Source organism: Streptomyces sp. NPDC039609, from assembly GCF_055596705.1.
This window is the reverse complement of record NZ_JBVIUJ010000007.1, coordinates 297,979-323,532: the sequence shown is the minus strand read 5'-3', so window position 1 is coordinate 323,532 and position 25,554 is coordinate 297,979. Positions and strand designations below refer to the sequence as shown.

The following is a 25,554-nucleotide window of genomic DNA, read 5'->3' as shown; positions in this document are numbered from 1 at the left end:
CCGCGGGAGGGGGCCTTCGCGCCGTTCCGAGAACTACTCGCCGCCGGGCCGCTTGGGGCGCCACACCACCAGCGCGCTCGCCTGCTGCACGTCGGTGTACGGCACCAGGTCCCGCCGGTACGAGGCGTGCACCTGCGCCTCGCGCTGACGCATCGCCGACGCGGCGCCCTCGACGGCCGCCGACAGCTCGGCGACACGCTGCTGGAGCGCCGCGACCTGGTTCTCCAGCTCGATGATGCGCTTGATGCCCGCCAGGTTGATGCCCTCGTCCTGCGACAACGCCTGCACCGTGCGGAGCAGTTCGATGTCACGGGCCGAGTAGCGCCGGCCCCGGCCCGCCGTGCGGTCGGGTGAGACCAGGCCGAGGCGGTCGTACTGCCGGAGCGTCTGCGGGTGCAGGCCCGAGAGCTGGGCCGCCACCGAGATGACGTACACCGGCGTCTCGTCGGTCAGTTCGTACGGATTGCGGCTGCGTCCCGGTCTGCTGTCCATCGGGTCAAGCTCCCTTCGCGGCCTGGAACAACTCTGCCCTGGGGTCCTCGCCCGCCGTCGCCTGACGGTAGGTCTCGAGGGCCTCGCGGGCCTTGTCGTCGAGCTCCTTCGGTACCGCGACCTCCACCGTCACCAGCAGATCGCCGCGCGTACCGTCCTTGCGGACCGCGCCCTTGCCACGGGCGCGCATGGTCCGGCCGTTGGGGGTGCCGGCGGGCAGCTTCAGCGTGACCGCCGGGCCTCCCAGGGTCGGCACCTTGATCTCGCCGCCGAGCGCCGCCTCGTCGAAGGTGACGGGCACGGTGACGGTCAGGTTGTCGTCCTTGCGGCCGAAGACCGGATGGGCGTCGACATGGACGACGACGTACAGGTCACCGCTCTGGCCGCCGCGCTCGCCCGGAGCTCCCTTGCCCCGCAGCCGGATCCGCTGGCCGTCGGAGACTCCCGCGGGGATACGGACCTGCATGGTGCGGGAGGACTTGGCCCGCCCGCTGCCCTTGCAGACCTCGCAGGGGGTCTCGGCGATCAGACCGCGGCCCTTGCAGTCCACGCACGGGTCGGTGAGCGAGAAGGATCCGCTGCCGCCGCGCGAGACCTGGCCGGTGCCGACGCAGGTCGGGCACACGCGGGGCGTGCCGTTCTTGTCGCCGGTGCCCGAACAGGCCTTGCAGGGCGCCTGGGAGGACATCCGCAGCGGCACCGTGGCACCGTCCACGGCCTCGGTGAAGCTGAGCGTCACCTCGGACTCGATGTCCTGACCGCGGCGCGGCTGCGTACGCGTACCCGCGCCGCCGCCCGCGCCCCGGTTGAACAGTCCGCCGAAGACGTCGCCGAGGCCGCCGCCGAAGCCGCCCGCCCCGCCCGGGCCGCCGGGGCCCTGGGCGCCGCCGAAGAGGTCGCCCAGGTCGAAGTTGAAGTTGCCGCCGCCCGGGCCTCCGGCACGGAAGCCTCCGTTGCCGAAGAGCGCGCGGGCGTCGTCGTACTCCTTGCGCTTCTTGGGGTCGCCGAGGATGTCGTTCGCCTCGGAGATCTCCTTGAAGCGCTCCTCCGCCTTGGTGTCACCCTTGTTGGCGTCCGGGTGGTTCTCGCGGGCGAGCTTCCGGTACGCCTTCTTGATCTCGGCGTCGGTGGCGTCCTTGGGGACGCCGAGAACCTTGTAGTAGTCCTTCTCGACGAAGTCCTTCGTGCTCATCGACGTCCCTCCTCTCGGACGATCTTCGCGCTAGCCCTCCTCGGGGCCACCGCTCTCCTCGTCTGCCGACTTCTCTTCCTTCGCGGCCGGCGTCGCCCCGGGCTGGGGCTCGGCCACCGCCACGCGCGCGGGCCGGATGGTCCGCTCGCCGATCCGGTACCCCGGCTGCAGGATCGCCACGCAGGTCGTCTCGGTGACATCCGGCGCGTACGAGTGCATCAGGGCCTCGTGGATCGTCGGGTCGAAGGGCTCGCCCTCCTTGCCGAACTGCTGCAGCCCCATCTTGGCGGCCACCGTCTCCAGCGACTCGGCCACCGACTTGAAGCCGCCCACGAGCTCGCCGTGGTCCCGGGCCCGACCGATGTCGTCGAGCACGGGCAGAAGCTCCGTCAGAAGGCCCGCGACCGCGATCTCCTTGACGGTGACCCGGTCCCGCTCCACCCGACGGCGGTAGTTCTGGTACTCGGCCTGGAGCCGCTGGAGGTCCCCGGTGCGCTCGGAGAGCGCGCTGCGGACCTGGTCCAGCTGGGCGGTGAGACCTGCGGTCTCGGCCGAGCTCTTGCTGCTTGCGTCCCCGGCCGGGGCCGCCGGGCCCTCCTCCGTGGAGGGGGCCTCGGCGGCGTCGGCGGCGTCGTCAGGGGTGGCGCCGGAGGGGACGTCGGGCTGCTCGTCGAAGCCCGGGGTCTCCTCCGTCATCAGACAGCGCCGCCCTTCGGCTTCTCGTCGTCGACGATCTCGGCGTCGACCACGTCGTCGTCGGCCTTGGCCTCGCCCTGCGGGGCGTCGCCGCCGGCGGCCTGGGCGGCCTGCGCGTCGGCGTACATGGCCTGGCCGAGCTTCTGGGAGACGGCCGCGACCTTCTCGGTGGCGGTACGGATCTCCGCGGTGTCCTCGCCCTTGAGCTTCTCCTTCAGCTCGGCGACGGCGGCCTCGACCTCGGTCTTGACCTCACCGGGGACCTTGTCCTCGTTGTCCTTGAGGAACTTCTCCGTCTGGTAGACGAGCTGCTCGCCCTGGTTGCGGGACTCGGCGGCCTCGCGACGGGCGTGGTCCTCGTCCGCGTACTTCTCGGCCTCTTCGCGCATCCGGTTGACCTCGTCCTTCGGCAGCGAGGAGCCACCGGTGACGGTCATCTTCTGCTCCTTGCCCGTGCCCAGGTCCTTCGCGGTCACGTGCATGATGCCGTTGGCGTCGATGTCGAACGCGACCTCGATCTGCGGGACACCACGCGGGGCCGGCGGCAGACCGGTCAGCTCGAACATGCCGAGCTTCTTGTTGTACGCCGCGATCTCGCGCTCGCCCTGGTAGACCTGGATCTGCACCGACGGCTGGTTGTCCTCGGCCGTCGTGAAGATCTCGGACCGCTTGGTCGGGATCGTGGTGTTGCGCTCGATGAGCTTGGTCATGATGCCGCCCTTGGTCTCGATACCAAGCGACAGCGGGGTCACGTCGAGGAGCAGGACGTCCTTGACCTCACCCTTGAGCACACCGGCCTGCAGGGCGGCGCCGATGGCGACGACCTCGTCCGGGTTCACGCCCTTGTTGGCCTCCTGGCCACCGGTCAGCTCCTTGACGAGCTCGGCGACGGCCGGCATACGGGTGGAGCCACCGACGAGAACGACGTGGTCGATCTCGGACAGGTTGATGCCCGCGTCCTTGATGACGTTGTGGAACGGCGTCTTGCAGCGGTCCAGAAGGTCCGCGGTCAGCTGCTGGAACTGAGCGCGCGTGAGCTTCTCCTCCAGGTGCAGCGGACCCTCGGCGGAGGCGGTGATGTACGGCAGGTTGATCGACGTCTCGGTGGAGGACGACAGCTCGATCTTCGCCTTCTCCGCGGCCTCGCGGAGACGCTGGAGAGCCATCTTGTCCTTGGCCAGGTCGACGCCGTGACCGTTGGCGAACTGCTTCACCAGGTAGTCGACGACGCGCTGGTCCCAGTCGTCACCACCGAGGTGGTTGTCACCATTGGTGGCCTTCACCTCGACGACGCCGTCGCCGATCTCCAGGAGGGACACGTCGAAGGTGCCGCCACCGAGGTCGAAGACGAGGATCGTCTGGTCGTCCTTGTCCAGGCCGTAGGCCAGGGCGGCCGCGGTCGGCTCGTTGACGATGCGCAGGACGTTGAGGCCCGCGATCTCACCGGCCTCCTTGGTGGCCTGACGCTCGGAGTCGTTGAAGTACGCCGGGACGGTGATGACCGCGTCGACGACCTTCTCGCCCAGGTACGCCTCGGCGTCGCGCTTCAGCTTCTGCAGGATGAAGGCGCTCATCTGCTGCGGGTTGAAGTTCTTGCCGTCGATCTCGATCTTCCAGTCGGTGCCCATGTGGCGCTTGACCGACCGGATGGTCCTGTCGACGTTGGTGACCGCCTGACGCTTGGCGACCTCGCCGACGAGCACCTCGCCGTTCTTCGCGAAGGCGACGACGGACGGCGTGGTCCTGGCGCCTTCGGCGTTGGTGATGACGGTGGGCTCGCCGCCTTCGAGAACGCTGACGACGGAGTTAGTCGTGCCCAGGTCGATGCCGACCGCACGTGCCATTTCAATTCCTCCAGCTGACTGACTTGAGTGGAACTGACTCAAGGATGCATGACGACGCTCACCTCGTCAACAGACCTGAGTGGAGGCGACTCAACTCTTCACCCTGAGAGCCGCTCAAAGAGACGCCGCTGGCGCGTCATTCCCGGCCCGGACACCTCTCCGCATGAGAGAGTCCGGGGTGCCCCTGCCGGGCATAGCGGGCATATCCCACGAATATCCCATGAATGTCACTCGAAAGGGTGTGGGGAATGACGGCCAAACGCGCACTCGACCTCCTCGGCGGAATCGTCCTGCTGGCCGTCCTGGCGCCGGTGATCGCGGCCGTCGCCCTCTCGCTCGCACTCGCGACGGCCGGCGCCGGCGGGGTGACGCGCCGCCGGACCGTCGCGGGCCGGGGCGGAAGCGTCTTCACGATGGTCACGTTCCGTACGAAGAGCGCGCTGGCCGCACTGCCCCTTCTGCTCCATGTCGTACGGGGAGAGATGTCCCTGGTCGGCCCGTGCCCCCTCACCCCCGGACACCGGGAGTGCGTGGGCGAGGCGCGGCGCCGACTGTCGGTCCGGCCGGGGATGACCGGGCTCTGGCAGATCAGCGGACGTTCGGAGCTGCCGTGGGAGGAACGCGAGCTGCTCGATCTCCACTATGTGGACCATCACTGGCTGGGGATGGACCTCGCGATCCTGGCGCGTACGCTTCCAGCAGTCCGGAGACGTCGCTCGGCAAGGCTTGCCTGAGCGACACAGATCACCGCAAGCGCCGCTACAGCGCGGCACTGGGAGGCGGTAATCTCAGCACGGACTGAATAAGTTACCGCTTAGTAGTGCCACACTCGGCAGTGTCGGCACTCCGCCTCGCAGGCCCGCCCGAGGAGCCCCTCATGCAACTCGCCGCGATCATCGTGTCGATCGCCATCACGGTGGTGGCCGTCGCGCTGTTCGGCCGCGCCATCGCGCAGATCTACCGCTTCGTGATGCTCGGCCAGCCCGTACCCGCGGGAACGCGCACCGGCGATCCCACACAGCGCACCATCACGCTGGTCAAGGAGTTCCTCGGCCATACGCGCATGAACCGCTGGGGCATCGTCGGCGTGGCGCACTGGTTCGTGGCGGTGGGCTTCTTCTCGCTGCTGCTCACGATCGTCAACGCCTTCGGCCAGCTCTTCCAGGCCGACTGGCTGATCCCGATCATCGGCGACTGGCTGCCGTACGAGATCTTCACCGAGTTCCTCGGTCTGATGACCGTCCTCGGCATCCTGACGCTGATCATCATCCGGCAGCTGAACCGGCCGGGCGGAGCGGGCCGCAAGTCCCGCTTCGCGGGCTCCAAGACAGGTCAGGCGTACTTCGTCGAGGCCGTCATCCTGATCGTCGGCGTCTGCATCATGACGCTGCGCGCCCTGGAAGGCGTCCAGCACCACGTGACCAGCTGGGAGCCGGGCTTCTTCGCCTCGTACCCGCTGATCGCGCTGCTCGACGGTCTGGACCTGAGCACGATCCAGCACCTCACCTACTTCTTCGCGGCGCTCAAGATCGTCACGTCCTTCACCTGGATGATCACGGTCTCGCTGAACACCAACATGGGTGTGGCCTGGCACCGCTTCCTCGGCTTCCCGAACATCTGGTTCAAGCGGAAGGCCGACGGCTCCACCGCCCTCGGCGCGCTGCTGCCGATGACGACGGCCGGCAAGGAGATCGACTGGGAGGACCCGGCCGAGGACGCCGTCTTCGGTGTCTCCCAGGTCGAGCAGTTCTCCTGGAAGGGCATCCTCGACTTCTCCACCTGCACCGAGTGCGGCCGCTGCCAGTCGCAGTGCCCCGCCTGGAACACGGGCAAGCCGCTCTCCCCCAAGCTCCTGATCATGTCGCTGCGCGACCACGCGCACGCCAAGGCGCCGTACCTGCTGGCCGGCGGCGGCAAGGACATGGAGGGCAACGAGCAGGCGTCCGAGGAGCAGCTCAAGGACGTCCCGGCCGCCGCGCTGGCCGAGGCCGAGCGCCCGCTGATCGGCACCGCCGAGGAGAACGGCGTCATCGACCCGGACGTCCTGTGGTCCTGCACCACCTGCGGCGCCTGTGTCGAGCAGTGCCCGGTCGACATCGAGCACATCGACCACATCGTCGACATGCGCCGCTACCAGGTGATGATCGAGTCCGCCTTCCCCTCGGAGGCCGGCACGATGCTCAAGAACCTGGAGAAGAAGGGCAACCCCTGGGGTCTGGCCAAGAAGCAGCGCGTCGAGTGGACCAAGGAGGTCGACTTCGAGGTCCCGATCGTCGGCAAGGACGTCGAGGACCTCACCGAGGTCGACTACCTGTACTGGGTCGGCTGCGCCGGCGCCCTGGAGGACCGGGCCAAGAAGACCACCAAGGCCTTCGCCGAGCTGCTGCACATGGCGGGCGTCTCGTTCGCGATCATGGGCGGCGAGGAGAAGTGCACCGGTGACTCGCCCCGCCGCCTGGGCAACGAGCCGCTGTTCCAGCAGCTCGGCCAGGAGAACGTCGCGATGCTGAACATGGCGTTCGGCGAGGATGACGAGGACGAGTCGACGAAGAAGCCGAAGTCGGCGAAGAAGATCGTCGCGACCTGCCCGCACTGCTTCAACACGATCGCGAACGAGTACCCGCAGCTGGGCGGCGAGTTCGAGGTCATCCACCACACGCAGCTGCTCCAGCACCTCATCGACGAGGGCAAGCTGATCCCGGTGACCCCGGTCGACGGGCTCATCACCTACCACGACCCGTGCTACCTGGGCCGCCACAACAAGGTCTACACGCCCCCGCGCGAGATCATGTCGGCCGTCCCGGGCCTGCGTCAGCAGGAGATGCACCGCCACAAGGAGCGCGGCTTCTGCTGTGGCGCCGGTGGCGCGCGGATGTGGATGGAGGAGCGGATCGGCAAGCGCATCAACAACGAGCGCGTCGACGAGGCCCTGTCCCTCAACCCGGACATCGTCTCCACCGCCTGCCCGTTCTGCCTCGTCATGCTGACCGACTCGGTCAACGGCAAGAAGAACGAGGGCAAGGCCAAGGAGTCCGTCCAGGTCGTGGACGTGGCCCAGCTGCTGCTCGACTCGGTGAAGGCGAAGCCGGAGCCGGAGTCCGTCTCGGAGTCCGTCTCCGCCGAGTAGTCGTCACGTACGAGAGGGCCGTCCCGCGCCGCGCGGGGCGGCCCTCTCCTTTGTGAACCCCTGGGGGCGGGGCGGCCCTCTCCTCCGCGGACCCCCTAGGGGATGTCACAGCTCAGTGGCAAAGGCGCGCCCTGACAGCGGGAACGGGTACGTTCAATGCGTGGCTGGATTCAGGAACGGACGCGGCCGGGACAACCGCCCCCCGCAACAACAACCGCAGCAGGCGCCGTACGGGTACAACGCGGCCCCGCCGCCCCACCCGCAGCAGCAGTGGGGCCGACAGGCCCCGCAGGGCGGCGGCGGTGGCTACGACGGGGAGCCGGAGTACTTCGGGGACCCGTACGCGGCGCAGCAGCAACAGCAGCAGCACTACGCGGCGAACACGCCGGGGCACACGCAGATGTTCAGCGTGAACGAGGACCCGTACGGCGCCGGCGCGACGTACCAGGCCGCCCCCGCGCCCACGGGGCCGCGCCTGCCCTGGAAGGCCCTGCTGAGCGGCATCGTGCTGCGCCCGGCACCGACGTTCCTGCAGATGCGGGACCACGCGGTGTGGGGCCCGGCGCTGACCGTCACGTTCCTCTACGGACTGCTCGCGATCTTCGGGTTCGACAAGGCGCGCGACGAGGCGATCAACGCGACGCTGTCGACGGCGATCCCGTACGTCCTGATGACGGGCATCGGCTTCGTCGTCGCCGGCCTGATCCTGGGCGCGGTGACCCACACCCTGGCCCGCCAGCTCGGCGGCGACGGCACGTGGCAGCCGACGGTGGGCCTGTCGATGCTGATCATGTCGATCACCGACGCGCCCCGACTGGTCTTCGCGCTCTTCCTGGGCGGCGAGAACGGCCTGGTACAGGTCCTCGGCTGGATCACCTGGCTGGCGGCGGCCGCGCTGTTCACGACGATGGTGAGCCGCTCGCACGACCTGCCGTGGCCGAAGGCCCTGGGCGCGTCGGCGATCCAACTGGTCGCGCTGCTGAGCCTGATCAAGCTGGGCACGCTGTAACACGTACGGACAAGGAGAAGCCCCCCATCGCACGGCGGTGGGGGGCTTCTCCTCTGCTCAGCACTGTCGAATACCAGCCACGGACAACGGTTGGAGGCCATTCCCGGCACCGCCTCCCCTATCCCGTTGAGTGTCATCGTCACGCCAACAAAGATCGGCAGCGCTCCACCGCATGGACTCATTCTCAACTCGTTCGAGGAGTTTCATGCCTGGCAAGCTTTCGCGCATCGCGGTGTTCTCGGCCGCGCTGGCCGCTTTCGGAATGAGGGGAGCCGTGTCGAGCACTGCTTCCGCCGCTCCCACGTCGATGCACTTCATCACGCACTACAGCTCCGAGGCGCAGTGCCAGGGTGGCGGCGCCTACTACGTTCGCCACGGCTACTCGTCCTACTACTGTCTCCGCGAGTCCGCCGGCTGGGGCCTGTACGTCTGGGACTGACCTCTCCGTCCCACGAATGGGGCGACCCGCGGAATTCCTCGCGGGTCGCCCCATGCGTCATCGGTGCTCGTACCGTCAGGCCGCTCGTACCGTCGTCAGGCGTCGAGGACCTGGCCCTCACGCCTCACCACGGGCGGTTCGACGGACCACGGGAAGTTGATCCACTCGTCGGTCTTCTTCCACACGTACTCGCACTTCACGAGGGAGTGCGACTTCTCGTAGATGACGGCGGAGCGGACCTCGGCGACATGGTCGACGCAGAAGTCGTGGACGAGCTTCAGCGTCTTGCCGGTGTCGGCGACGTCGTCGGCGATGAGCACCTTCTTGTCGCTGAAGTCGATGGCGTTCGGGACCGGCGCCAGCATGACCGGCATCTCCAGGGTCGTCCCCACGCCGGTGTAGAACTCCACGTTCACGAGGTGGATGTTCTTGCAGTCCAGGGCGTAGGCCAGACCACCGGCGACGAAGACGCCGCCGCGGGCGATGGAGAGCACGACGTCGGGCTCGTAGCCGTCGTCGGCGATCGTCTGCGCGAGCTCGCGGATCGCGCGCCCGAAGCCCTCGTAGGTCAGGTTCTCGCGTACTTCACTCATGCCGGCCGCCGCCTCACACCTGGGTCCGATGGAAGTTCATGAAGGAACGCGAGGCCGTCGGCCCCCGCTGCCCCTGGTAGCGCGAGCCGTACCGCTCGCTGCCGTACGGGAACTCGGCGGGTGAGCTCAGCCGGAACATGCACAGCTGCCCGATCTTCATCCCCGGCCACAGCTTGATCGGCAGGGTGGCGAGGTTCGACAGCTCCAGGGTCACGTGCCCGGAGAAGCCGGGGTCGATGAACCCGGCGGTGGAGTGGGTGACCAGCCCGAGCCGCCCGAGCGAGCTCTTCCCCTCGAGCCTGGACGCGATGTCGTCCGGCAGCGTGATGACCTCGTAGGTCGAGGCGAGCACGAACTCACCGGGGTGGAGGATGAACGCCTCGTCACCCTCGGGCTCGACCTCACGGGTCAGGTCGAGCTGCTCGACGGCGGGGTCGATGTGGGGGTAGCGGTGGTTCTCGAACACCCGGAAGAAGCGGTCAAGCCTCACGTCGATGCTCGAGGGCTGCACCATGGATTCGTCGTACGGGTCGATGCGCACCCGTCCGGCATCGATCTCGGCCCGGATGTCCTTGTCTGAGAGAAGCACGCCCCCACGATACGCAGAGGGCGCGGACCTGCCCCAATCGGGAAGACTCCGCGCCCGTCCTTCGGACCTCAGCGCCGCTCGAGCTCCACGGGAACCGCGTGCCGCAGCCGCGCACAGCGTGGACACCGAATGAGCCGCCCCGGCCCGATCCGCCCGGCACCGAGCTGCTGCAGCGGGAACGAAGCGGTACTGAACACATGCCCCTCGGCACAACGAACGACGGTGCGCTCCATCGAACCCATCAAGTCCCTTCCCCGACAAGTGGTGGACGAGACAGCCACATTAGGGGATCAACGGGACACCACTCCAGGCGGCACTCCGTCAGGGCCGGGTACGGCTCGTACGCCTCGACTTCGGGATGGGGTACAGTGTCCGAGTCTGCGGTACCGATCTTCGGACCGTCGCGCGGATGTAGTTTAATGGTAGAACATGAGCTTCCCAAGCTTATAGCGCGGGTTCGATTCCCGTCATCCGCTCCATAACAAAGCCCCAGGTCAGAGACCCGGGGCTTTTGTGTTGTCCAGACCTTTCCGGACTCGCGTGCCATAACGCCCCTCATGGCCGCGCCCGAGGCCCCGATCCTGACCGACGCTCTCCCTGCCCAAGATCCGCCAGCGCCTCGACGACTCGGGAACCGAGCCGGAGACCGCCCAGCCGAGCAACCCGTGGCACCAGGCCACCGCTGCAACCGAGCGCGCCCCGATCACCTCACCCGCGGAAACGACCACGTGACCCAAGGACCAACTGGCCGCGCTCGGTGGAGTACTGGATCTGCTGCCGCTCACCGCACCTAACTCCGTGAGGACCGACCTCGAACGGACCGCGCCTTCGAGCGCGCCACCCGCTCCCGCATCACCGCGATTTCGCCCGCCACGCACGCGAGGCCCTGGCGGGAAGCACGGCGCGGGGCCGCGACCGGTCCCCCGTTCCGGTCGCGGCCCCGTCCGTGCGGGTGTTGAGGTCGGTCACGAGCCGCAGGAAGTCACCGACAGCGAGGGCACGGTCCACCGCGCCAAGGCCGTGATCATCGCGACGGGCTCCGGCTACCGAAAGCTCGGACTCCCGCGTGAGGACGAACCGTCCGGCCGGGGCGTCTCGTGGTGCGCCACCTGCGACGGCTTCTTCTTCCGCGACCGCGACATCGTCGTGGTCGGCGGCGGCGACACCGCCATGGAGGAAGCCACCTTCCTCACCCGCTTCGCCCGCTCCGTCACCGTCGTCCACCGCCGCTCCACCCTGCGCGCCTCCAAGGCCATGCAGAGCCGCGCGTTCGCCGACGACAAGATCTCCTTCGCCTTCGACAACGAGATCGCCGAGATCAAGTCCGAGAACGGCATGCTCGCCGGCGTCACCCTGCGCGACACCTTCACCGGCAAGACCCGCGACCTCGACGCCACCGGCCTGTTCATCACCATCGGCCACGACCCGCGCACCGAACTCTTCACCGACCAGGTCGACCTCGACGGCGAGGGCTACATCCAGGTCGAGGCCCCCTCCATCCACACGAACCTCCCCGGCGTCTTCGCCGCCGGCGACGTCGTCGACCACACCTACCGCCAAGCCATCACCGCCGCCGCCAGCGGCTGCCAAGCAGCACCGGGCACCGAACGCCACCTGGCAGCACTGGCGCACACGGGCGCCGCGTCGGTCACCGTCTGACGCTCTGAATGAATACCTGTGTTCGCGGCCTGAGATTTTAACGACCATCGCGGAGAGGATTTTTGCCAGCGACACACGGGGCGAAATATTCGACGCACACGGACTACGGTGACCGTGCTACTGTCGAACTCAGTTGCAGTTTTGGTACCCAAAAAGCTTCAAGCGCCTCCGGCCGGTCACGCGCCGCACGGAAGCGCTTTTTCCGGTCATTTTCCGGGCAGGGCATCATCGCGGCGACACGGCGTCCGTACGGTACGGACGCCGGCGTACTGCCCCAAGGAGATATGACATGGCTACTGGCACCGTGAAGTGGTTCAACGCGGAAAAGGGTTTCGGCTTCATCGAGCAGGACGGTGGCGGTCCTGACGTGTTCGCCCACTACTCGAACATCGCCGCCCAGGGCTTCCGCGAGCTCCAGGAGGGCCAGAAGGTCTCCTTCGACATCGCGCAGGGCCAGAAGGGCCCGACGGCCGAGAACATCGTTCCCGCCTGACGCTGACGCGTAATACGTAGCTGGGGCCCGCATCCCTCGGGGTGCGGGCCCCAGCTGCATGCATTTCGCAGGGTCCTCACACGCACCTGCGTCTCTCATACTTCTTTCACGCCCGCTTGTGCCGACAATTTCTCGTCCTGAGCCAAGCCGCCTGCTTCGCATTTCATTCGGCCCGTGCCTGTGATTACCCACGCTGCTTCTCCGCGCGGGAATTCCTCGATACGCGCCGTATCAAAGGAAGGTTCTGAATGAACCCCACACGCACGAACAGCCGTTCCTCCCGCACCCGCCGCAACGGCGGCCACACGTACGGCTCCTCCGCCGGAACGGGCCGGGGAGGTCGCTTCGGTTCGTCCGCGCCGAGCCCTTCGGGAGGTCCGAGCCGGTCGGGCGGTTCCGGCCGGCGGCCCGCCCCGGTGCAAGGGGAGTTCGCCCTGCCGAAGACGATCACTCCGGCGCTGCCCGCCGTCGAGGCGTTCGCCGATCTCGACATGCCGAAGACCCTGCTGGCCGCCCTCACGGCTCAGGGCGTGTCCGTGCCGTTCCCGATCCAGGGGGCGACACTGCCGAACTCCCTGGCGGGCCGCGACGTCCTCGGCCGCGGCCGGACCGGCTCCGGCAAGACCCTCGCCTTCGGCCTGGCCCTGCTGGCCCGCACCGCCGGACAGCTCGCCGAGTCCCGTCAGCCGCTCGCGCTCGTCCTGGTCCCCACCCGGGAACTCGCGCAGCAGGTCACGGACGCCCTCACCCCCTACGCCCGCGCCGTGAAGCTGCGCCTGGCCACCGTCGTCGGCGGCATGCCGATCGGCCGGCAGGCGAACGCGCTGCGGAGCGGCGTCGAGGTCGTCGTGGCCACTCCCGGCCGCCTCAAGGACCTCATCGACCGCGGCGACTGCCGGATGAACCAGGTCGCGATCACCGTCCTGGACGAGGCCGACCAGATGGCCGACATGGGCTTCATGCCGCAGGTCACCGCGCTCCTGAACCAGGTCCGCCCCGAGGGCCAGCGCATGCTGTTCTCCGCGACCCTGGACCGCAACGTCGACCTCCTGGTCCGCCGCTACCTCACCGACCCCGTCGTCCACTCCGTGGACCCCTCCCAGGGCGCGGTCACCACGATGGAGCACCACGTCCTGCACGTGCACGGCGCCGACAAGCAGCGGCTGACGACGGAGATCGCGGCGCGCGACGGCCGGGTGATCATGTTCCTGGACACCAAGCACGCCGTGGACCGACTCACCGAGGACCTCCTCGGCTGCGGTGTCCGGGCCGCCGCCCTGCACGGCGGGAAGACCCAGCCGCAGCGCACCCGCACCCTCGCCCGGTTCAAGACCGGGCACGTCACCGTCCTCGTCGCCACGAACGTCGCGGCGCGCGGCATCCACGTCGACAACCTCGACCTCGTCGTCAACGTCGACCCGCCGACCGACCACAAGGACTACCTCCACCGCGGCGGCCGTACCGCGCGGGCCGGCGAGTCCGGCAGCGTCGTCACCCTGGTCACCGCCAACCAGCGCCGCGACATGAACCGCCTCATGGCCGCCGCCGGCATCGTGCCCGAGACCACCCAGGTCCGCTCCGGCGAGGAGGCACTCACCCGGATCACCGGCGCGCGGACCCCCTCCGGGATCCCCGTGACGATCACCGCGCCGCCCGCCGAACAGCGCAAGCGCGGCACGACCTCCCGCGGCCGGCGCGGCCCCGCCTCGGCCGCCCGGCGCGCCGGCGGCCGGCGTTCCGTTGTCGGCGCGGCAGCCTGAGCGCCACGTGATCCGGAAGCTGACCCATCTCCGCAGGAGGCACGTTGTGACGCCGGTCCAGATGCAGCACTGCTCGACGCATGCCACCCTCGCACCCGGGACGGTGGTCGAGGCCGTGGACCCGGCCGGACCACACGTCTGCGACGACATGACCGTCGAGGTGGCCCTGTCCGTCATGGCCGGGGCCCGCACCGGGCACTTGCTCGTCTGCGACAACGACGGTCAGTGCACCGGCCTGGTCACCCGGACCCAGCTCACCGCCGTCCGCGACAGCGCCGCCTACACGGACCGGCTCCAGCTGCGCGACCTCTCCGGCGACGGCGGGCCGCTCACCTCGGCCACCGCCTTGACGATCGGACGGGCGGTACGTCCCCGGATCGTCACCCCGTCCGTCGTGGGCGAGCAGGACGACGCCCAGGGCGCCCCCGCGCCCGTCCTCGTCCTCGCGTGAACCGCCTCACCACGGCGGAACCATCCCCTTCCCTCCCTGTGAGGCATCGTGCGCTGTGTCATCGCCCGCTTCCCGTTCGACCTCACCAAGAGCGGCGTCCTGGAGACCATGCGGGGCGTCAAGCCCGAGGAGGTCGTCGGCGAGTCCGTGATCATCGGCCGCCGTACCTACCCCGTCAAGCAGGTCGGCCAGGCCATCACACACCAGGACCGCCGCGACTTCACTGCCGGTGAAGTCCTCCGCGCCATGACCAAGCTCGGCTTCACCTGTCGCGGCCTTCCCCAGAACACCGCGCCCGCCCGCGGCCTCAACCCCCTCCAGCACGCCTCCGCGATGCTCGGCGCCCCGGCAGCGGCCTGACCGTGACCCACGGGCGAACGTGAGCTGACACTCGGGCAGCCGAGAGGGCCCGACCGGCACCCGCCGGTCGGGCCCTCTCGCGTATCGGTGTATTGGCTTCTCTAAGGGCGCGAAGTCAGTGATCGGAGTAGCTGAAGTCGCCCATGGTCCAGGCGCTGACATTCGCGATCGAGATGCGGTACATCCCGCCCGTCTCCGGGATCCCCACCGTGCCCTGAAGAATCCGCGCCATGTGGAAGTGCAGATACGCGGGCGGTCCGTCCCTCCGTGTCGTAGCGGTGAAGGCGGCGGAGAACTCTCCCAGGCGGGCGGAGTCCGCCAGGACCTCCGAGACCCGCTGCCTCCATACCGCTTCGGGCGCCAGTCGGCCGGTGATGACAGCTCCACCGGTGACCACCGTCAGGGACATCTGATTGCTCTGCCCGGACTCCACCAGCGTGGCAATGTCAACGAGCAGCTCGTCAAGCTTCGACATGAGAGCAGATCCTATTCACGGGTCGTCCCCTCCCCCCAACCGGTCGTGCCACTGGGCGAGAAGCGCCGTCACCGTCTTCCCACCAGAGGCACGCCGCGTGACCGAGGTCGCTATGGCGACCGGTTGACCATGTGCCGGCCGAAGCTCCGGTGGCGCCGTTGAGGTCGGGGTGCACATGCGGGGGACGGTTCAGAAGGAGGTGGTTCTGTGCCGGGGTTGGTGGAGTTCGGCTTTGCCGAAGAGGAGGGCGTAGCCGGAGGGGAGTTGGTTGATGATGCGGTCGAGGAGTTCGGGTCCGGCGAGTTGGGATACGGCGGCGAGGACGGCGCCGATGTTCCAGCGGGCGCCGGCGGGTGTGCTGCCCGTGCGCTGGGCGAGGTCCTTGACGAACTCCCACCCGGTGAGGGGTGTGACGGCGGGGACCTGGGCGGTGAGGACGAGGGCGGCCTCACCGGGGAGGCGTGCGGCGAGGTCGACGCGTTCGTCACCGACGAGCTGTCGCCCCAGAGCGGCGAGCACTGACCGCACGGCTTCGTCGGCGCGTTCGAGGGTGGGGTAGGCGCCCTCGTAGCGCACACGCTCGAGCATCTGGGAGTAGGGCGCCGCGCTGGTGATGCTGCCGTGAGCGGCTGTTGTCGTGGTCTCGGTCTGAAGAGTCATGCCGGTGGAGATCGCCGTTCTCTTCGGGCCCGGCCCCTGGGACCGGGGGAGCGAACACGTTTCAGGGGTTGCCGGCTCACCGGGGGTGGTGCGGCCGGCCGAAGAGGAGGTCATAGCCGGGTGGGAGCTGCAGGAGTATCCGGGCGGTCAGCTCCTCGCCGGCCGCGTCGGCGGCGACGCTGAGGACGGCGCTGACGTCCCAGGCCGCTGTCCGTTCGGTGGCTCCTTCGATCCAGGCGGCCGTCGCGCGTACGAAGCGTTCCGGTGAGAGGGGCTCAGCGGCCTGGAGCGGGTTGAGGAGCACCAGGGCGAAGGTCTCCGGCAGGCGGGCAGCGAGTGCGGCCCGCACATCGCCGACCAGATGGGCGCCGAGCAGCGCCAGCACGGTGCGGGCGGCGCGTTCGGCCTCCTGTGACGAGCTGTAGTCGCCGCGCTCTTGGACCTTGTCGAGGAAGCTCTGCCATCGCAGTCTCATCACGACCCCCTTGCGCACACATGGATGCGGGGAGCGGAGGACGGAGGAGGGGGAAAGGCTTCCGCCCTCCGCTCCCGGTCTTTCCTGCGGTTCAGCCGCTGATCTGCCTGCGGTCGTCGCCCCGGCCGATGGTGATCTTGCGGGGCTTGGCACGCTCGGCGATCGGGATGCGAAGCGTGAGCACGCCCGCCTCGTAGTCGGCCGTGATCTTCTCGGTATCGAGGGTGTCGGCCAGCATCAGCTGCCGGGAGAAGACGCCGAGGGGCCGCTCGGACAGCTCCATCTGCACGTCGTCGGCCTTCGCGACGGGGCGGCGCTCGGCCTTGACCGTCAGCATGTTCCGCTCGACGTCGATGTCGATCGCGTCCGGCGCGACGCCGGGCAGGTCGAGGGCGATGACGTAGACGTCACCCTCACGGTAGGCGTCCATCGGCACCGCGGAAGGCCGTGACCAGGTGCCGGTCGTACCCAGCATCTGCTGGGCGAGACGGTCGAGTTCGCGGAACGGGTCGGTGCGCATCAACATCGCGAAACACCTCCAGTGGGATCAGGCAGTGACTGCCAATGCGCTTCATCTGCCTCCGTTATAGCATGTCATCCGAACGACGACAAGCTGAATGTCAACGGATGGACGACATGACGAAGAGGGCGTGATCCTGTGACAGGAGCCGACCGACCGGTCACCTTTCCCGCGGCGCTCGCCGCCCTGGCCGCGATCGACGAAGCGGTACGGGCAGCCCGGTCCGCGACCACCCCCGACACGGCACCTCACGGCTCCTCGGAGGAAGCACTCGCCGCCCTCCTCCTCCTGCGTGAGCTGCGCGAAGAGCTCGCCGCATGGGAGCCCGGCTTCATCGAGGCCGCCCGCGACGCCGGCGCCAGCTGGGCCGATCTCGCCCACCCCCTCGGCGTCACCAGCCGACAGGCCGCCGAACGGCGCTACCTCCGCGTACGCCCGGGCAACCCCGGCACCACCGGAGAACAACGCGTCCAGACCATCCGCGACCGCCGCGCCGCCGACCGCACCATCACGGCCTGGGCCCGATCGAACGCCGCCGACCTGCGCCAACTCGCCGGACAGATCACCGCCCTCGACACCCTGCCCACAGACACACAGGCCGACCTCTCCGCGGCCCTCGCGCACAGCGACCCCACCCTGCTCCTCGAACCACTCGCACGCACCCACGCCCACCTGACCCCTCTCCAACCCGACCTGGCCAAGCGCGTCGACGACCTGACCCGCCGCACCGAAGACCTCCGCGACGAAAGCGACCAACGCCGCTCCCACACCCCACAGCCCTGACCCGGAACCTCGCAGCGGTCCTCCTCGCCCATCGCGAGCCCCGCCACCGCCCGACCTGCCTCCCCCGGAGGACACCTCACAGAACTGCCTGTCCGTGGCGTGTGCCCGGATATGCCGTGGGTATCCCGGCGGTGACCGCTCCGCGATCCTTCGCGTCACCGTTCGGGGTCGATTACCTGTCCACTGGACACGCGAAAATCTATGTCGGCCGGAGTAGACATTGTGCGGTGGCGTGGCTATGGTTTCTCTCGTAGCCCAGAGAGACAGCAGGCCCGGCAGATGATGAACTGTCGGGCAAGCGGTACCAGCAGTACAGGTGGTTGCAGTTCGCAGGACGGTACGGCGGTGGAGTTCCGAAGCCAGGGATGTTGCAGGACGGCGACGGGACTGGCGGCCGGACCGGGTGGCCCGCAGTGATCAGGGGCCGCCGCAGCGGGACCGCGGTCATGGCAGGTGTGGTACCCGTGAGTGCAGTGCGCAGTACCCAGCAGTGAAGAGTGAGCAGTACCCCTGGTGAAGGCGTCGGCTGCGGACGCGCGCACCGGGAAGTTCGGCAGTGGGGTTCCAAGCCAGAGAAGACGCAGGACGGGCAACGGGGCTGGCTGCCGAAGAGTGGCGCTGTCACAGGCCACTGAGCGGTTCGCATCACCAGCAGTACCCGCAGTGGATCAGTACCCGCAGTACGCAGTACCCCGTAGTAAGTAGTTGATCACCGAGGAAGAACGGAGGAACCCGCGCCATCAGGATCGCCCGGGCGGAAGTCCTGAACCCGGGTACCGCAGGACATCGATAGTGAGGTGGTCTCCGGTCAAGCAAACGCGATCCCCGCGCCCCCGACAGCAGTCAAGTCGGGTCCGCGGACACAGAACGCCGGCGCAGTATCAGGGCCGGCAGGTGGTGTAGTAGTTCCTTCGGGGCCCTGGTGCCAGTACGGCACCAGGGCCCCTCCATGCGTTTCCCAGAGAGGTGCAAATGACAGCAGATGACTCGTACGGCCGTCTCGACGACGACGATTACCCCGCCTACACCATGGGCAGGGCCGCCGAAATGCTCGGCACCACACAAGGATTCCTCCGCGCCATCGGCGAAGCCCGCCTCATCACCCCGCTGCGCTCGGAAGGCGGCCACCGCCGCTACTCCCGCTACCAGCTGCGCATCGCCGCCCGCGCCCGCGAACTGGTCGACCAGGGCACCCCCATCGAGGCCGCCTGCCGCATCATCGTCCTCGAAGACCAGCTCGAAGAGGCCCAGCGCATCAACGCCGAATACCGCCGCGACGCCACATCCGACGCGCCGCCGGACTCGGCCTGAGGTGAGTCCGCTCGCCGTCGAAACCGACCGGCGGGTGCAACCAGAAGGATTGGCGGCGGATTACTCACGAGCAGAAGCCCGCGCGAGGTCCGCCCCCATGTCAGCACTACGAGTGGCCTGGTCGATGCCATATACGCGGCCTGCGCGGAGCACGTTGCGCGTCAGTCAGCACTGTCGGCGCCGGGCCGAGAACTCATGTCCGGAGTCGCGCGTCAGGCCGTCGACGCCTGTCGAGACTGCTCCCACTCGGTCCGGGAGAGTTTGTACTCGACTTCACCGTGCTCGGAGCCCTCGATCTGCTCCGGCCAGTCTCCGGTGAAGTTCCGAATGAAGGACAGGCCCGACTTTTCCATGACGCGACGGGATCGGGTGTTGACGGCCATGGTGTTGGCGGTGACCCGCTCGACCTCCAGGTCCGTGAACCCCTTGTGGACCAGGGCCTGGGACCCCTCGGTGGCGTAACCGCGTCCCCATGCCGCCTGGTTCAACCGGTAGCCGAGTTCCACCACGGCAGGGCTGTCCCTCCTCCAACGGCCGGAACTACAACCTTCGACTGCAGAGGTCCAGGGGCGCTTGCCGGATACCCCAAGGGGGGTCGGGTCGGTGTCCCGGCCTTGGTGACAGCTCGCTGCTCTCGAAGGCGAAGGCCGACACCCAGGATGATCCCGACGGTCCGCAGGAGAGCGAAGCCGGCCACGTAGCCGCCGCCCCGCAGGGCGGCGTCGAGGACACTCATGGACGTACCCCGATCTCCCGGAGTAACTCCGGGTCCCTGTGCGCAGGGCGGGTCCGCATCTGGATGTGACTTCCGGGATGGGACAGCCCTAACGTGGAGAGACAGGGAACAGACCTGGGGATGGCGTCATGCCCGTCAGCCTCGGATTCCCGGTCCTGGCCGCCGCATCGGCCGGCGTGGCACCGCGGTCCGCAAACTGCGGGCGCGCCAGGGACGCCGTCGGACACCAGCTCTGGCCTGCGGCGCCCGCCCCGGCCGACGGTTCACTGTTCAGTGGGGTCCGGCCCATGGAGGTGCCAGGCATGGAGCGCAGTCAGGACAGTGCAGCTCAGCCCAAGTCGCGGGGGCGGCGTGTGGCCGACAGTCGTGCGGTGGAGGTCGCGTCCAGGGTCGGGCTCTGTGCCCGGGGGGTGATCTACGTACTGGTGGGGATTCTGGCCGTGCGGATCGGCCTCGGCAGCGACAGCGGCCAGGAGGCCGACCGGTCCGGCGCGGTGGGGACCCTCGGCGAGCAGCCGTTCGGCCGGGCTCTGCTGTGGGCGCTGGTGGTGGGGCTGGCTGCGATGGCGCTGTGGCGACTGGCCGAGGCGGCGTTCGGACAGACAGTGGAGGGCGGCGACAAGTGGAGCCGGCGTCTGGGCTCCTTGGGGATGGCGGTGTTCTACACGGTGATCTGTATCGGCGTAGCGCAGACGGCCCTGGTCGGCGGATCCGCCGGGGGCCGCCCCGGTGACGAGACGTCGAAGGAGTACACCGCCAGGGTGCTGGACTGGCCGGGCGGCCGGGTGATCGTCGGCGTGTTCGGGGCCGTCCTGATCGTCGTGGGCGCGGTGATACTGGTGCGCAGCCTGATGCGGAAGTTCGAGCAGAATCTCCGGACGGAAGAGATGCGCCCGGCGACGCGGCGGGTCGTCGCAATACTGGGCATCGCCGGCGGCGTGGCATGCGGCGTGGTCGCGGCAGGGGCCGGCCTGTCCGTCCTGTTGGCCGCGGTGCGGTACGACCCCAGCCAGGCGAAGGGCCTGGACGAGACGTTGCGTTCGTTCGCCGCCACGCCCGCGGGGCCTGCCCTGTTGATCGCCGCCGCTGTGGGTCTCGTGCTGTTCGGCCTCTACTCGTTCTGCGAAGCCCGCTGGCGCAAAGCCGCTGCGCACGACACTACGGCTGAACAGCCGGCCGGGTCTGCGGGCTCGGGGACACGCCCCAGTGCGTCCTAGCCAGGGGAACTCGTCCGGCGGCGTGGGCCGTTCATCTCCGCCATGGTCCGTCTCACCCGCCCGGGCAGTTGACGTTCACGGGCTCCACCGCCTCCGGAGCATCGACGCCGACGCCGAGCGCGCTTCCACGTAGGCACCTCGGCTCTGCGGCCGTGCCCCCTGGCACCGTGCCCCATCCATGCCCTTCGGAACGGTGAACAGTAGTCAACACGGGTATCGCCGGATCACCGAAGGGAGCCGCGAGAAGGGGCGTTTTCACAGGTCAGACACCATATGATCGGCGTCAGCGTCGGTGATTCCCAAGCGTATAGCGCGGGTTCGATTCCCGTCATCCGCTCCATAGCGAAGCCCCAGGTCACAGACCCGGGGCTTTTGTGTTGCCCAGACCGTTTCCCTACCTCATCAAGGCACCCGCCGCGCACGGCCCGGCCGTCGGTCGACGCCTGACGATAGGTGGACATGAGTTGATCAACGCGTGGAGGCCGGGGGAACGTTCGCGCACCTGACATCAGCGCCTGACCCCAACAGGCGCGAATCCGCCGCTCACCGGAGAGCGCCGGCTCCCTGCCGTTCCAGCGCAGGGGCGCCTAGGATCGCGAGTATGGCCCTGATCATGAGCGACGTGGACCGGTTCGAGTCCGCCAGGCCCCGGCTGGAGGCCATTGCCTACCGGCTGCTCGGCTCGGCGAGCGAGGCCGAGGATGCCGTGCAGGAGACGTTCCTGCGCTGGCAGGCGGCCGACGTCCGGCGGATCGAGGTGCCCGAGGCCTGGTTGACGAAGGTCCTCACCAACTGGTGTCTCAACATGCTCACTTCGGCACGTGCCCGGCGCGAGACGTACGTGGGAAGGTGGCTCCCCGAGCCGCTGCTCGCCGGGGACCCGATGCTCGGCCCGGCCGACACCGCCGAGCAGCGCGAGTCGGTGTCGTACGCCGTCCTCGTCCTGCTCGAGCGCCTGTCGCCCAACGAGCGGGCGGTGTACGTGCTGCGCGAGGCCTTCGACTACCCGCACCGGGAGATCGCCGAGATCCTGGAGATCACCGAGGCCGCCAGCCAGCAGGTCTACCACCGGGCCAAGAAGCACGTCGCGGACGGCAAGGCGCGCACCGAGATCGACGAGGCCGCCGCCCTGAAGATCGTCGAGGAGTTCCTGGTCGCGGCGACCAGCGGCCGTACCGAACCCCTCGTACGCCTGCTCACCCAGGACGCAATCTCGGTCGGCGACGGCGGCGGGAAGGTCCTGGCCCGCGCGAAGGCGTTCGAGGGCGCGCGAGCGGTCGCCACGTTCATGCGCGGCCTGTTCAAGCCCAGCGCGGCCAAGCGGGCCCATGTCGGCGGCGCGCCCGACATCTACGCCACGACCGCCAACGGCGGGCCCGCCATCGTGGCGGTCGTGGACGGCCGGGTCGTCGGGATCACCTGCCTGGAGGTCACCGCGGAGGGCATCGCCGCGGTCCGCAGCCAGGTCAACCCCGACAAGCTCGCCCGGGCGACCGAGCAGTGGGCCGCCGCGGACCACGGGGAGGGCCCTCTCCACACCCTCTGATGAAGTGTGACGCGGGTCACATCCCGATCCTGTCAGGAAACGCGGGACTGTCCGGTTCAAGGGGCGAGACCACGCCGGACAACGGCAGCCCCCGCCCAGACAGGAGCACGGACATGCAGCACCGCATCGTCGTCCTCGGAGCCGGCTACACCGGTGCCATCGCCGCCGGCCGCCTCGCCAAGCGGCTGCACCGCGAGGACGTCACCATCACCCTCGTCAACGCCGAACCCGACTTCGTCGAGCGCGTCCGACTGCACCAGCTCGCGGCCGGCCAGGACCTCAGGCCCCGGCCGTTCGGCGAGATGTTCGCGGGCACGGGCGTGGAACTGAAGCTCGCGAAGGTCACCGCCGTGGACGTGGACCGCAAGACGGTGGCGGTCGCCACCGCGAACGGCCCCGGGCGGGAGGAACTGGCGTACGACACCCTCGTCTACGCCCTCGGCAGCGGCTGGAACGACGGGGGCGTCCCCGGCACCGCCGAACACGCCGACGAGGTCTCCAGCCGCGCCGGCACCCTCCGCCTCCGTGACCGCCTGGCCGCCCTGGACGCCGGCCGGCCGGTCATCGTGGTCGGCGGCGGCCTGACGGGCCTGGAGGCCGCGACCGAGATCGCCGAGGCCCGCCCCGACCTCGACGTCGCCCTGGCCGCGAGCGGCGCCCTCGGCGACTGGCTCTCGGAGAAGGGCCGCGCCCACCTGCGCAAGGTGGTGGACAAGCTCGGCATCACGGTCCACGAACACGCCGCGGTCAACACCGTGGAGGCGGACGGCGTGACGACCGCCGACGGCAGGACCATCCCCGCCGATGTCACGGTCTGGACGACCGGCTTCGCCGTCCACCCAATCGCCCGGGCCACCGCTCTGGAGATCACCGACCGCGGCCAGATCGTGGTCGACGCCACGATGCGCTCGGTCTCCCACCCGGACGTGTACGCCGTGGGCGACGCGGCGATGGCGATGGGCCCGGGCGACAAGCCCCTCCGCATGTCGTGCGCCTCGGGCGTCCCCATGGCCTGGCAGGCCGCCGACGCCATCGCCGCCCGTCTCGCCGGCACCAAGGTCCCTCACATCGACATCCATTACTCCCAGCAGTGCATCTCCCTCGGCCGCAAGGAGGGCCTGATCCAGTTCGTCACCGCCGACGACCAAGCGGTCGAGCGCGCCCTGACCGGCCGCCTGGCCGCCCGCTACAAGGAACTGATCTGCAAGGGCGCCGCCTGGGGCGCCGCCAACCCGACCCTGGGCCTGCCGACCCGGCGCCGGCGCGTCGTACGGCAGGAGACTCCGAGCCGTGCACAGGTGGAGGCAGCGGCCTGACCTCGTCACGGCCGAACTGCGGGTTTCCGCAGACGTGGTGCGCCGCATCGCAGGCGCGCCGGTCCCGTTCCGCCACGGTCACTCCCCCGCGAAGCCCGTGCCAGAGGGCCCAGGTCAACGACCTGGGCCCTCTTCGCTGCCCTCGGGCCGCAGCACTACGTACTGGGCACCGGCTCGGAACGAGCCCTCCTGCTGCACTGGTTCGGCGACCGGCCGAGTTACGAGGGAATCCGGCGTACGGAGGCCGAGGAGGAAGAGGCGGTCGAGTGAAGGGGCTAGATGCGGGCGAACCTCTCGGTCTGGTGGACGAGTTCCTGAGCCATGGCGGTGCTTACCGTGGGCCTGGTTTCGCCGATCGTGCGCAGGTAGTCCTCGGTGGTGGGGCGGGCCCGGGCTCCGGTGTCGAAGGTGCGCTCGAACTGGACTTGGGAGACGGTGCGCGCCACATGGGCGACGTCGGCAGGGGTGAACCCCTCGCTGGCGGACGCCAGTGCCGCGCTGTCGGCCTCCGCGCCCGCTCGGGTCAGGTAGCTCTCCCACAGCGCGGTCCTCGCACGGTGGTCGGGCGGGCCGATCGGCAGCACGTAGTCGAACCGGCCGTGCCGCAGGAACGCGGAGTCGAGCGTGGTCACGTCGTTCGTGGCGCAGACGAGCAGCCGCCCGTCCTGGCCACGGAACCGGACGATCGCCTTGAGCAGTTCGTTGACGACACCGACCGCGGTCGCGTCCGCACCGCTCCGGGTCCCCGCGATCTCCTCGACCTCGTCGATGAAGACCAGGACGTGGTCGAGCCGGGCGATCTCGTCGAAGCGCCGGTTCAGCCCGCTGGCCAGCCCGTACTCGGCGGCCAGCCGGGCGGGGAACAGTTCGAGGAACGGCCATCCCAGACGGCTGGCGATCGCGTGCGCGAACGTGCTCTTCCCCGTCCCGGGCGGCCCGAACAGCATCACCGCCCGCGGCAGCTCGACTCCGTGCTGCGCGGCCATTTCGGGATGGGCCAGCGGCAGGACCAGGCGCCGCTCGATGAGCTCCTTCTCCCTCTGCATGCCCGCGACCTTCTGCCACAGTCCGCCGGGCGGCAGCTCCGCTCCCAGTGACGCGAGCATGCTGACCGCCTGCGGGGTCACTCGCCCGCGCTTCTCGAAGAAGACCAGGCCGGGACGGGCGCCGAAGCCGCAGTTGTGCAGGGCGGTGGCACCGGTCTCTCCGTCGGGCAGGACCGCGTGCACCGTTCGGACGCCACCGGCGAACAGCCGGTGCTCCAGGGCCGTGATCAGGTCGCTGCCCAGCCCCTGGTGCCGCCAGGCAGGCGCCATGCTGATGCGCAGGATCCACGCCCGGTCACCCTCCACCCTGCTCACCGCGGCACCGACCACCTCCTCGTCCGCGGTGGCCACCACCGCCGGGTGGGAGGCCTGGAGGGACGCCACGGCGTCCGACAGCGGAAAGAGAGGTGGCTCCTCGGCCGTGCCGCTCTCCGCGTCGACTCGGAGCACCGCCTCGAGATCGTCCTGGGTGTAGTCCCTGACACGCCAACCCGTCATGGTCAGCTCCGCGTGTTCGGCCGTACTCCCATCATCGGCCGATGTGCGCGGGACGCGCACGCCGGGCGAACGGTGTGGTCCAGGACCTCCACGGCGACGCCGGTGCCGCGAACCGCCGGGGGAGCGCGATGGCACGGCCCTTCAGGCCGGCGGCACCGGACGGCACAACGGCACCTCACGGCGGCAGAGCCACGCCTCGGGGAGGCCGCCGGGCACGGAAGCCCGTGTGGCGTGCCCGGTCGCGGGGGAGCATCCTGGAGGCCACGC

General features: G+C 69.2%; 24 protein-coding genes, 1 tRNA gene and 2 pseudogenes. 15 read left to right on the top strand and 12 right to left on the bottom strand.

Annotation, left to right across the window (positions count from 1 at the left end):
• Positions 1-33: 33 nt before the first annotated feature.
• From ACZ561_RS22665 to dnaK, 4 genes are read right to left on the bottom strand one after another with little or no spacing between them, the layout of a single operon-like run.
• A complete protein-coding gene (locus tag ACZ561_RS22665) occupies positions 34-492 on the bottom strand; it encodes a heat shock protein transcriptional repressor HspR (RefSeq protein WP_329118783.1) in 459 nt (152 codons plus the stop codon).
• A gap of 4 nt (positions 493-496) precedes the next feature.
• Positions 497-1,684 (bottom strand): molecular chaperone DnaJ, encoded by a 1,188-nt coding sequence (dnaJ, locus tag ACZ561_RS22660; protein WP_383554142.1) that lies wholly within the window; start codon positions 1,682-1,684, stop codon positions 497-499.
• A 30-nt stretch (positions 1,685-1,714) separates the two neighbouring features.
• A complete protein-coding gene (grpE, locus tag ACZ561_RS22655) occupies positions 1,715-2,380 on the bottom strand; it encodes a nucleotide exchange factor GrpE (RefSeq protein WP_376434921.1) in 666 nt (221 codons plus the stop codon).
• A complete protein-coding gene (gene dnaK, locus ACZ561_RS22650) occupies positions 2,380-4,224 on the bottom strand; it encodes a molecular chaperone DnaK (RefSeq protein WP_329118777.1) in 1,845 nt (614 codons plus the stop codon). The genes grpE and dnaK overlap by 1 nt, the downstream gene beginning before the upstream one ends.
• 248 nt (positions 4,225-4,472) lie before the next feature.
• Here dnaK and ACZ561_RS22645 point away from each other — a divergent pair, with 248 nt between their 5' ends.
• The 4 genes from ACZ561_RS22645 (at position 4,473) to ACZ561_RS22630 (ending at position 8,799) form a co-directional block, all read left to right on the top strand.
• Entirely contained in the window at positions 4,473-4,958 is a 486-nt protein-coding gene (locus ACZ561_RS22645; protein WP_470997897.1) for a sugar transferase, read from the top strand.
• 143 nt (positions 4,959-5,101) lie between these two features.
• Positions 5,102-7,351: a (Fe-S)-binding protein gene (locus ACZ561_RS22640; protein WP_470997894.1), complete on the top strand. Its 2,250-nt coding sequence runs from the start codon at positions 5,102-5,104 to the stop codon at positions 7,349-7,351.
• Between the two features lie 160 nt (positions 7,352-7,511).
• Entirely contained in the window at positions 7,512-8,360 is an 849-nt protein-coding gene (locus ACZ561_RS22635; protein WP_470997891.1) for a Yip1 family protein, read from the top strand.
• A 205-nt stretch (positions 8,361-8,565) separates the two neighbouring features.
• A complete protein-coding gene (locus tag ACZ561_RS22630) occupies positions 8,566-8,799 on the top strand; it encodes a hypothetical protein (protein ID WP_470997889.1) in 234 nt (77 codons plus the stop codon).
• A gap of 95 nt (positions 8,800-8,894) precedes the next feature.
• On the opposite strand, the gene ACZ561_RS22625 is transcribed toward ACZ561_RS22630, so the two are convergent.
• Together ACZ561_RS22625 and dcd are read right to left on the bottom strand one after the other, a co-directional pair.
• Positions 8,895-9,392, bottom strand: coding sequence for a phosphoribosyltransferase (locus ACZ561_RS22625; protein WP_376434930.1), 498 nt, complete (start codon positions 9,390-9,392; stop codon positions 8,895-8,897).
• Positions 9,393-9,405: 13 nt separating this feature from the next.
• Complete coding sequence (gene dcd / locus ACZ561_RS22620; RefSeq protein WP_017240230.1) at positions 9,406-9,981, bottom strand: dCTP deaminase; 576 nt, start codon at positions 9,979-9,981, stop codon at positions 9,406-9,408.
• Positions 9,982-10,386: 405 nt separating this feature from the next.
• Between dcd and ACZ561_RS22615 the strand changes: the two genes are divergently transcribed.
• The 6 genes and pseudogenes from ACZ561_RS22615 to ACZ561_RS22590 all read left to right on the top strand — a co-directional run bounded on the left by ACZ561_RS22615 (position 10,387) and on the right by ACZ561_RS22590 (position 14,704).
• Positions 10,387-10,460, top strand: a tRNA-Gly gene (locus tag ACZ561_RS22615).
• 475 nt (positions 10,461-10,935) lie between these two features.
• Positions 10,936-11,640: pseudogene (locus tag ACZ561_RS22610) on the top strand (NAD(P)/FAD-dependent oxidoreductase); the annotation flags it as partial.
• A 289-nt stretch (positions 11,641-11,929) separates the two neighbouring features.
• Positions 11,930-12,133, top strand: coding sequence for a cold-shock protein (locus tag ACZ561_RS22605; RefSeq protein ID WP_030939356.1), 204 nt, complete (start codon positions 11,930-11,932; stop codon positions 12,131-12,133).
• Between the two features lie 248 nt (positions 12,134-12,381).
• Positions 12,382-13,893, top strand: a complete 1,512-nt coding sequence (locus ACZ561_RS22600) for a DEAD/DEAH box helicase (protein ID WP_470997885.1) — start codon at positions 12,382-12,384, stop codon at positions 13,891-13,893.
• A 46-nt stretch (positions 13,894-13,939) separates the two neighbouring features.
• Positions 13,940-14,344 carry a CBS domain-containing protein gene (locus ACZ561_RS22595; protein WP_470997882.1) on the top strand — a complete coding sequence of 135 codons (405 nt, stop codon included), beginning with the start codon at positions 13,940-13,942 and terminating at the stop codon, positions 14,342-14,344.
• A 48-nt stretch (positions 14,345-14,392) separates the two neighbouring features.
• Complete coding sequence (locus tag ACZ561_RS22590; protein ID WP_470997879.1) at positions 14,393-14,704, top strand: SCO5918 family protein; 312 nt, start codon at positions 14,393-14,395, stop codon at positions 14,702-14,704.
• Between the two features lie 115 nt (positions 14,705-14,819).
• Here ACZ561_RS22590 and ACZ561_RS22585 read toward each other — a convergent pair whose 3' ends face one another.
• The 4 genes from ACZ561_RS22585 to ACZ561_RS22570 all read right to left on the bottom strand — a co-directional run bounded on the left by ACZ561_RS22585 (position 14,820) and on the right by ACZ561_RS22570 (position 16,840).
• Positions 14,820-15,179, bottom strand: coding sequence for a hypothetical protein (locus ACZ561_RS22585; RefSeq protein ID WP_361968801.1), 360 nt, complete (start codon positions 15,177-15,179; stop codon positions 14,820-14,822).
• 189 nt (positions 15,180-15,368) lie between these two features.
• Positions 15,369-15,839: a DUF2267 domain-containing protein gene (locus ACZ561_RS22580; protein ID WP_470832416.1), complete on the bottom strand. Its 471-nt coding sequence runs from the start codon at positions 15,837-15,839 to the stop codon at positions 15,369-15,371.
• A gap of 76 nt (positions 15,840-15,915) precedes the next feature.
• Positions 15,916-16,314, bottom strand: coding sequence for a DUF2267 domain-containing protein (locus tag ACZ561_RS22575; RefSeq protein ID WP_470997875.1), 399 nt, complete (start codon positions 16,312-16,314; stop codon positions 15,916-15,918).
• A 91-nt stretch (positions 16,315-16,405) separates the two neighbouring features.
• Entirely contained in the window at positions 16,406-16,840 is a 435-nt protein-coding gene (locus ACZ561_RS22570) for an Hsp20/alpha crystallin family protein (protein WP_393488375.1), read from the bottom strand.
• Positions 16,841-16,972: 132 nt separating this feature from the next.
• Between ACZ561_RS22570 and ACZ561_RS22565 the strand changes: the two genes are divergently transcribed.
• Together ACZ561_RS22565 and ACZ561_RS22560 are read left to right on the top strand one after the other, a co-directional pair.
• A complete protein-coding gene (locus tag ACZ561_RS22565) occupies positions 16,973-17,617 on the top strand; it encodes a type III effector protein (protein ID WP_470997872.1) in 645 nt (214 codons plus the stop codon).
• Positions 17,618-18,589: 972 nt separating this feature from the next.
• On the top strand, positions 18,590-18,928 hold the full coding sequence (locus ACZ561_RS22560; RefSeq protein ID WP_361968811.1) for a MerR family transcriptional regulator: 339 nt from the start codon (positions 18,590-18,592) through the stop codon (positions 18,926-18,928).
• Between the two features lie 212 nt (positions 18,929-19,140).
• Here ACZ561_RS22560 and ACZ561_RS22555 read toward each other — a convergent pair.
• Positions 19,141-19,449 (bottom strand): annotated as a pseudogene (locus ACZ561_RS22555) (GNAT family N-acetyltransferase); the annotation flags it as partial.
• Between the two features lie 517 nt (positions 19,450-19,966).
• Here ACZ561_RS22555 and ACZ561_RS22550 point away from each other — a divergent pair.
• The 3 genes from ACZ561_RS22550 to ACZ561_RS22540 all read left to right on the top strand — a co-directional run bounded on the left by ACZ561_RS22550 (position 19,967) and on the right by ACZ561_RS22540 (position 23,743).
• On the top strand, positions 19,967-20,881 hold the full coding sequence (locus ACZ561_RS22550) for a DUF1206 domain-containing protein (protein WP_470997868.1): 915 nt from the start codon (positions 19,967-19,969) through the stop codon (positions 20,879-20,881).
• A 601-nt stretch (positions 20,882-21,482) separates the two neighbouring features.
• Positions 21,483-22,427 carry an RNA polymerase sigma factor SigJ gene (gene sigJ, locus ACZ561_RS22545; protein ID WP_470997866.1) on the top strand — a complete coding sequence of 315 codons (945 nt, stop codon included), beginning with the start codon at positions 21,483-21,485 and terminating at the stop codon, positions 22,425-22,427.
• A gap of 113 nt (positions 22,428-22,540) precedes the next feature.
• Positions 22,541-23,743, top strand: coding sequence for an NAD(P)/FAD-dependent oxidoreductase (locus tag ACZ561_RS22540; RefSeq protein ID WP_470997863.1), 1,203 nt, complete (start codon positions 22,541-22,543; stop codon positions 23,741-23,743).
• A 275-nt stretch (positions 23,744-24,018) separates the two neighbouring features.
• Here ACZ561_RS22540 and ACZ561_RS22535 read toward each other — a convergent pair whose 3' ends face one another.
• Positions 24,019-25,287 (bottom strand): ATP-binding protein, encoded by a 1,269-nt coding sequence (locus ACZ561_RS22535; protein ID WP_470997860.1) that lies wholly within the window; start codon positions 25,285-25,287, stop codon positions 24,019-24,021.
• Positions 25,288-25,554 lie beyond the last annotated feature (267 nt).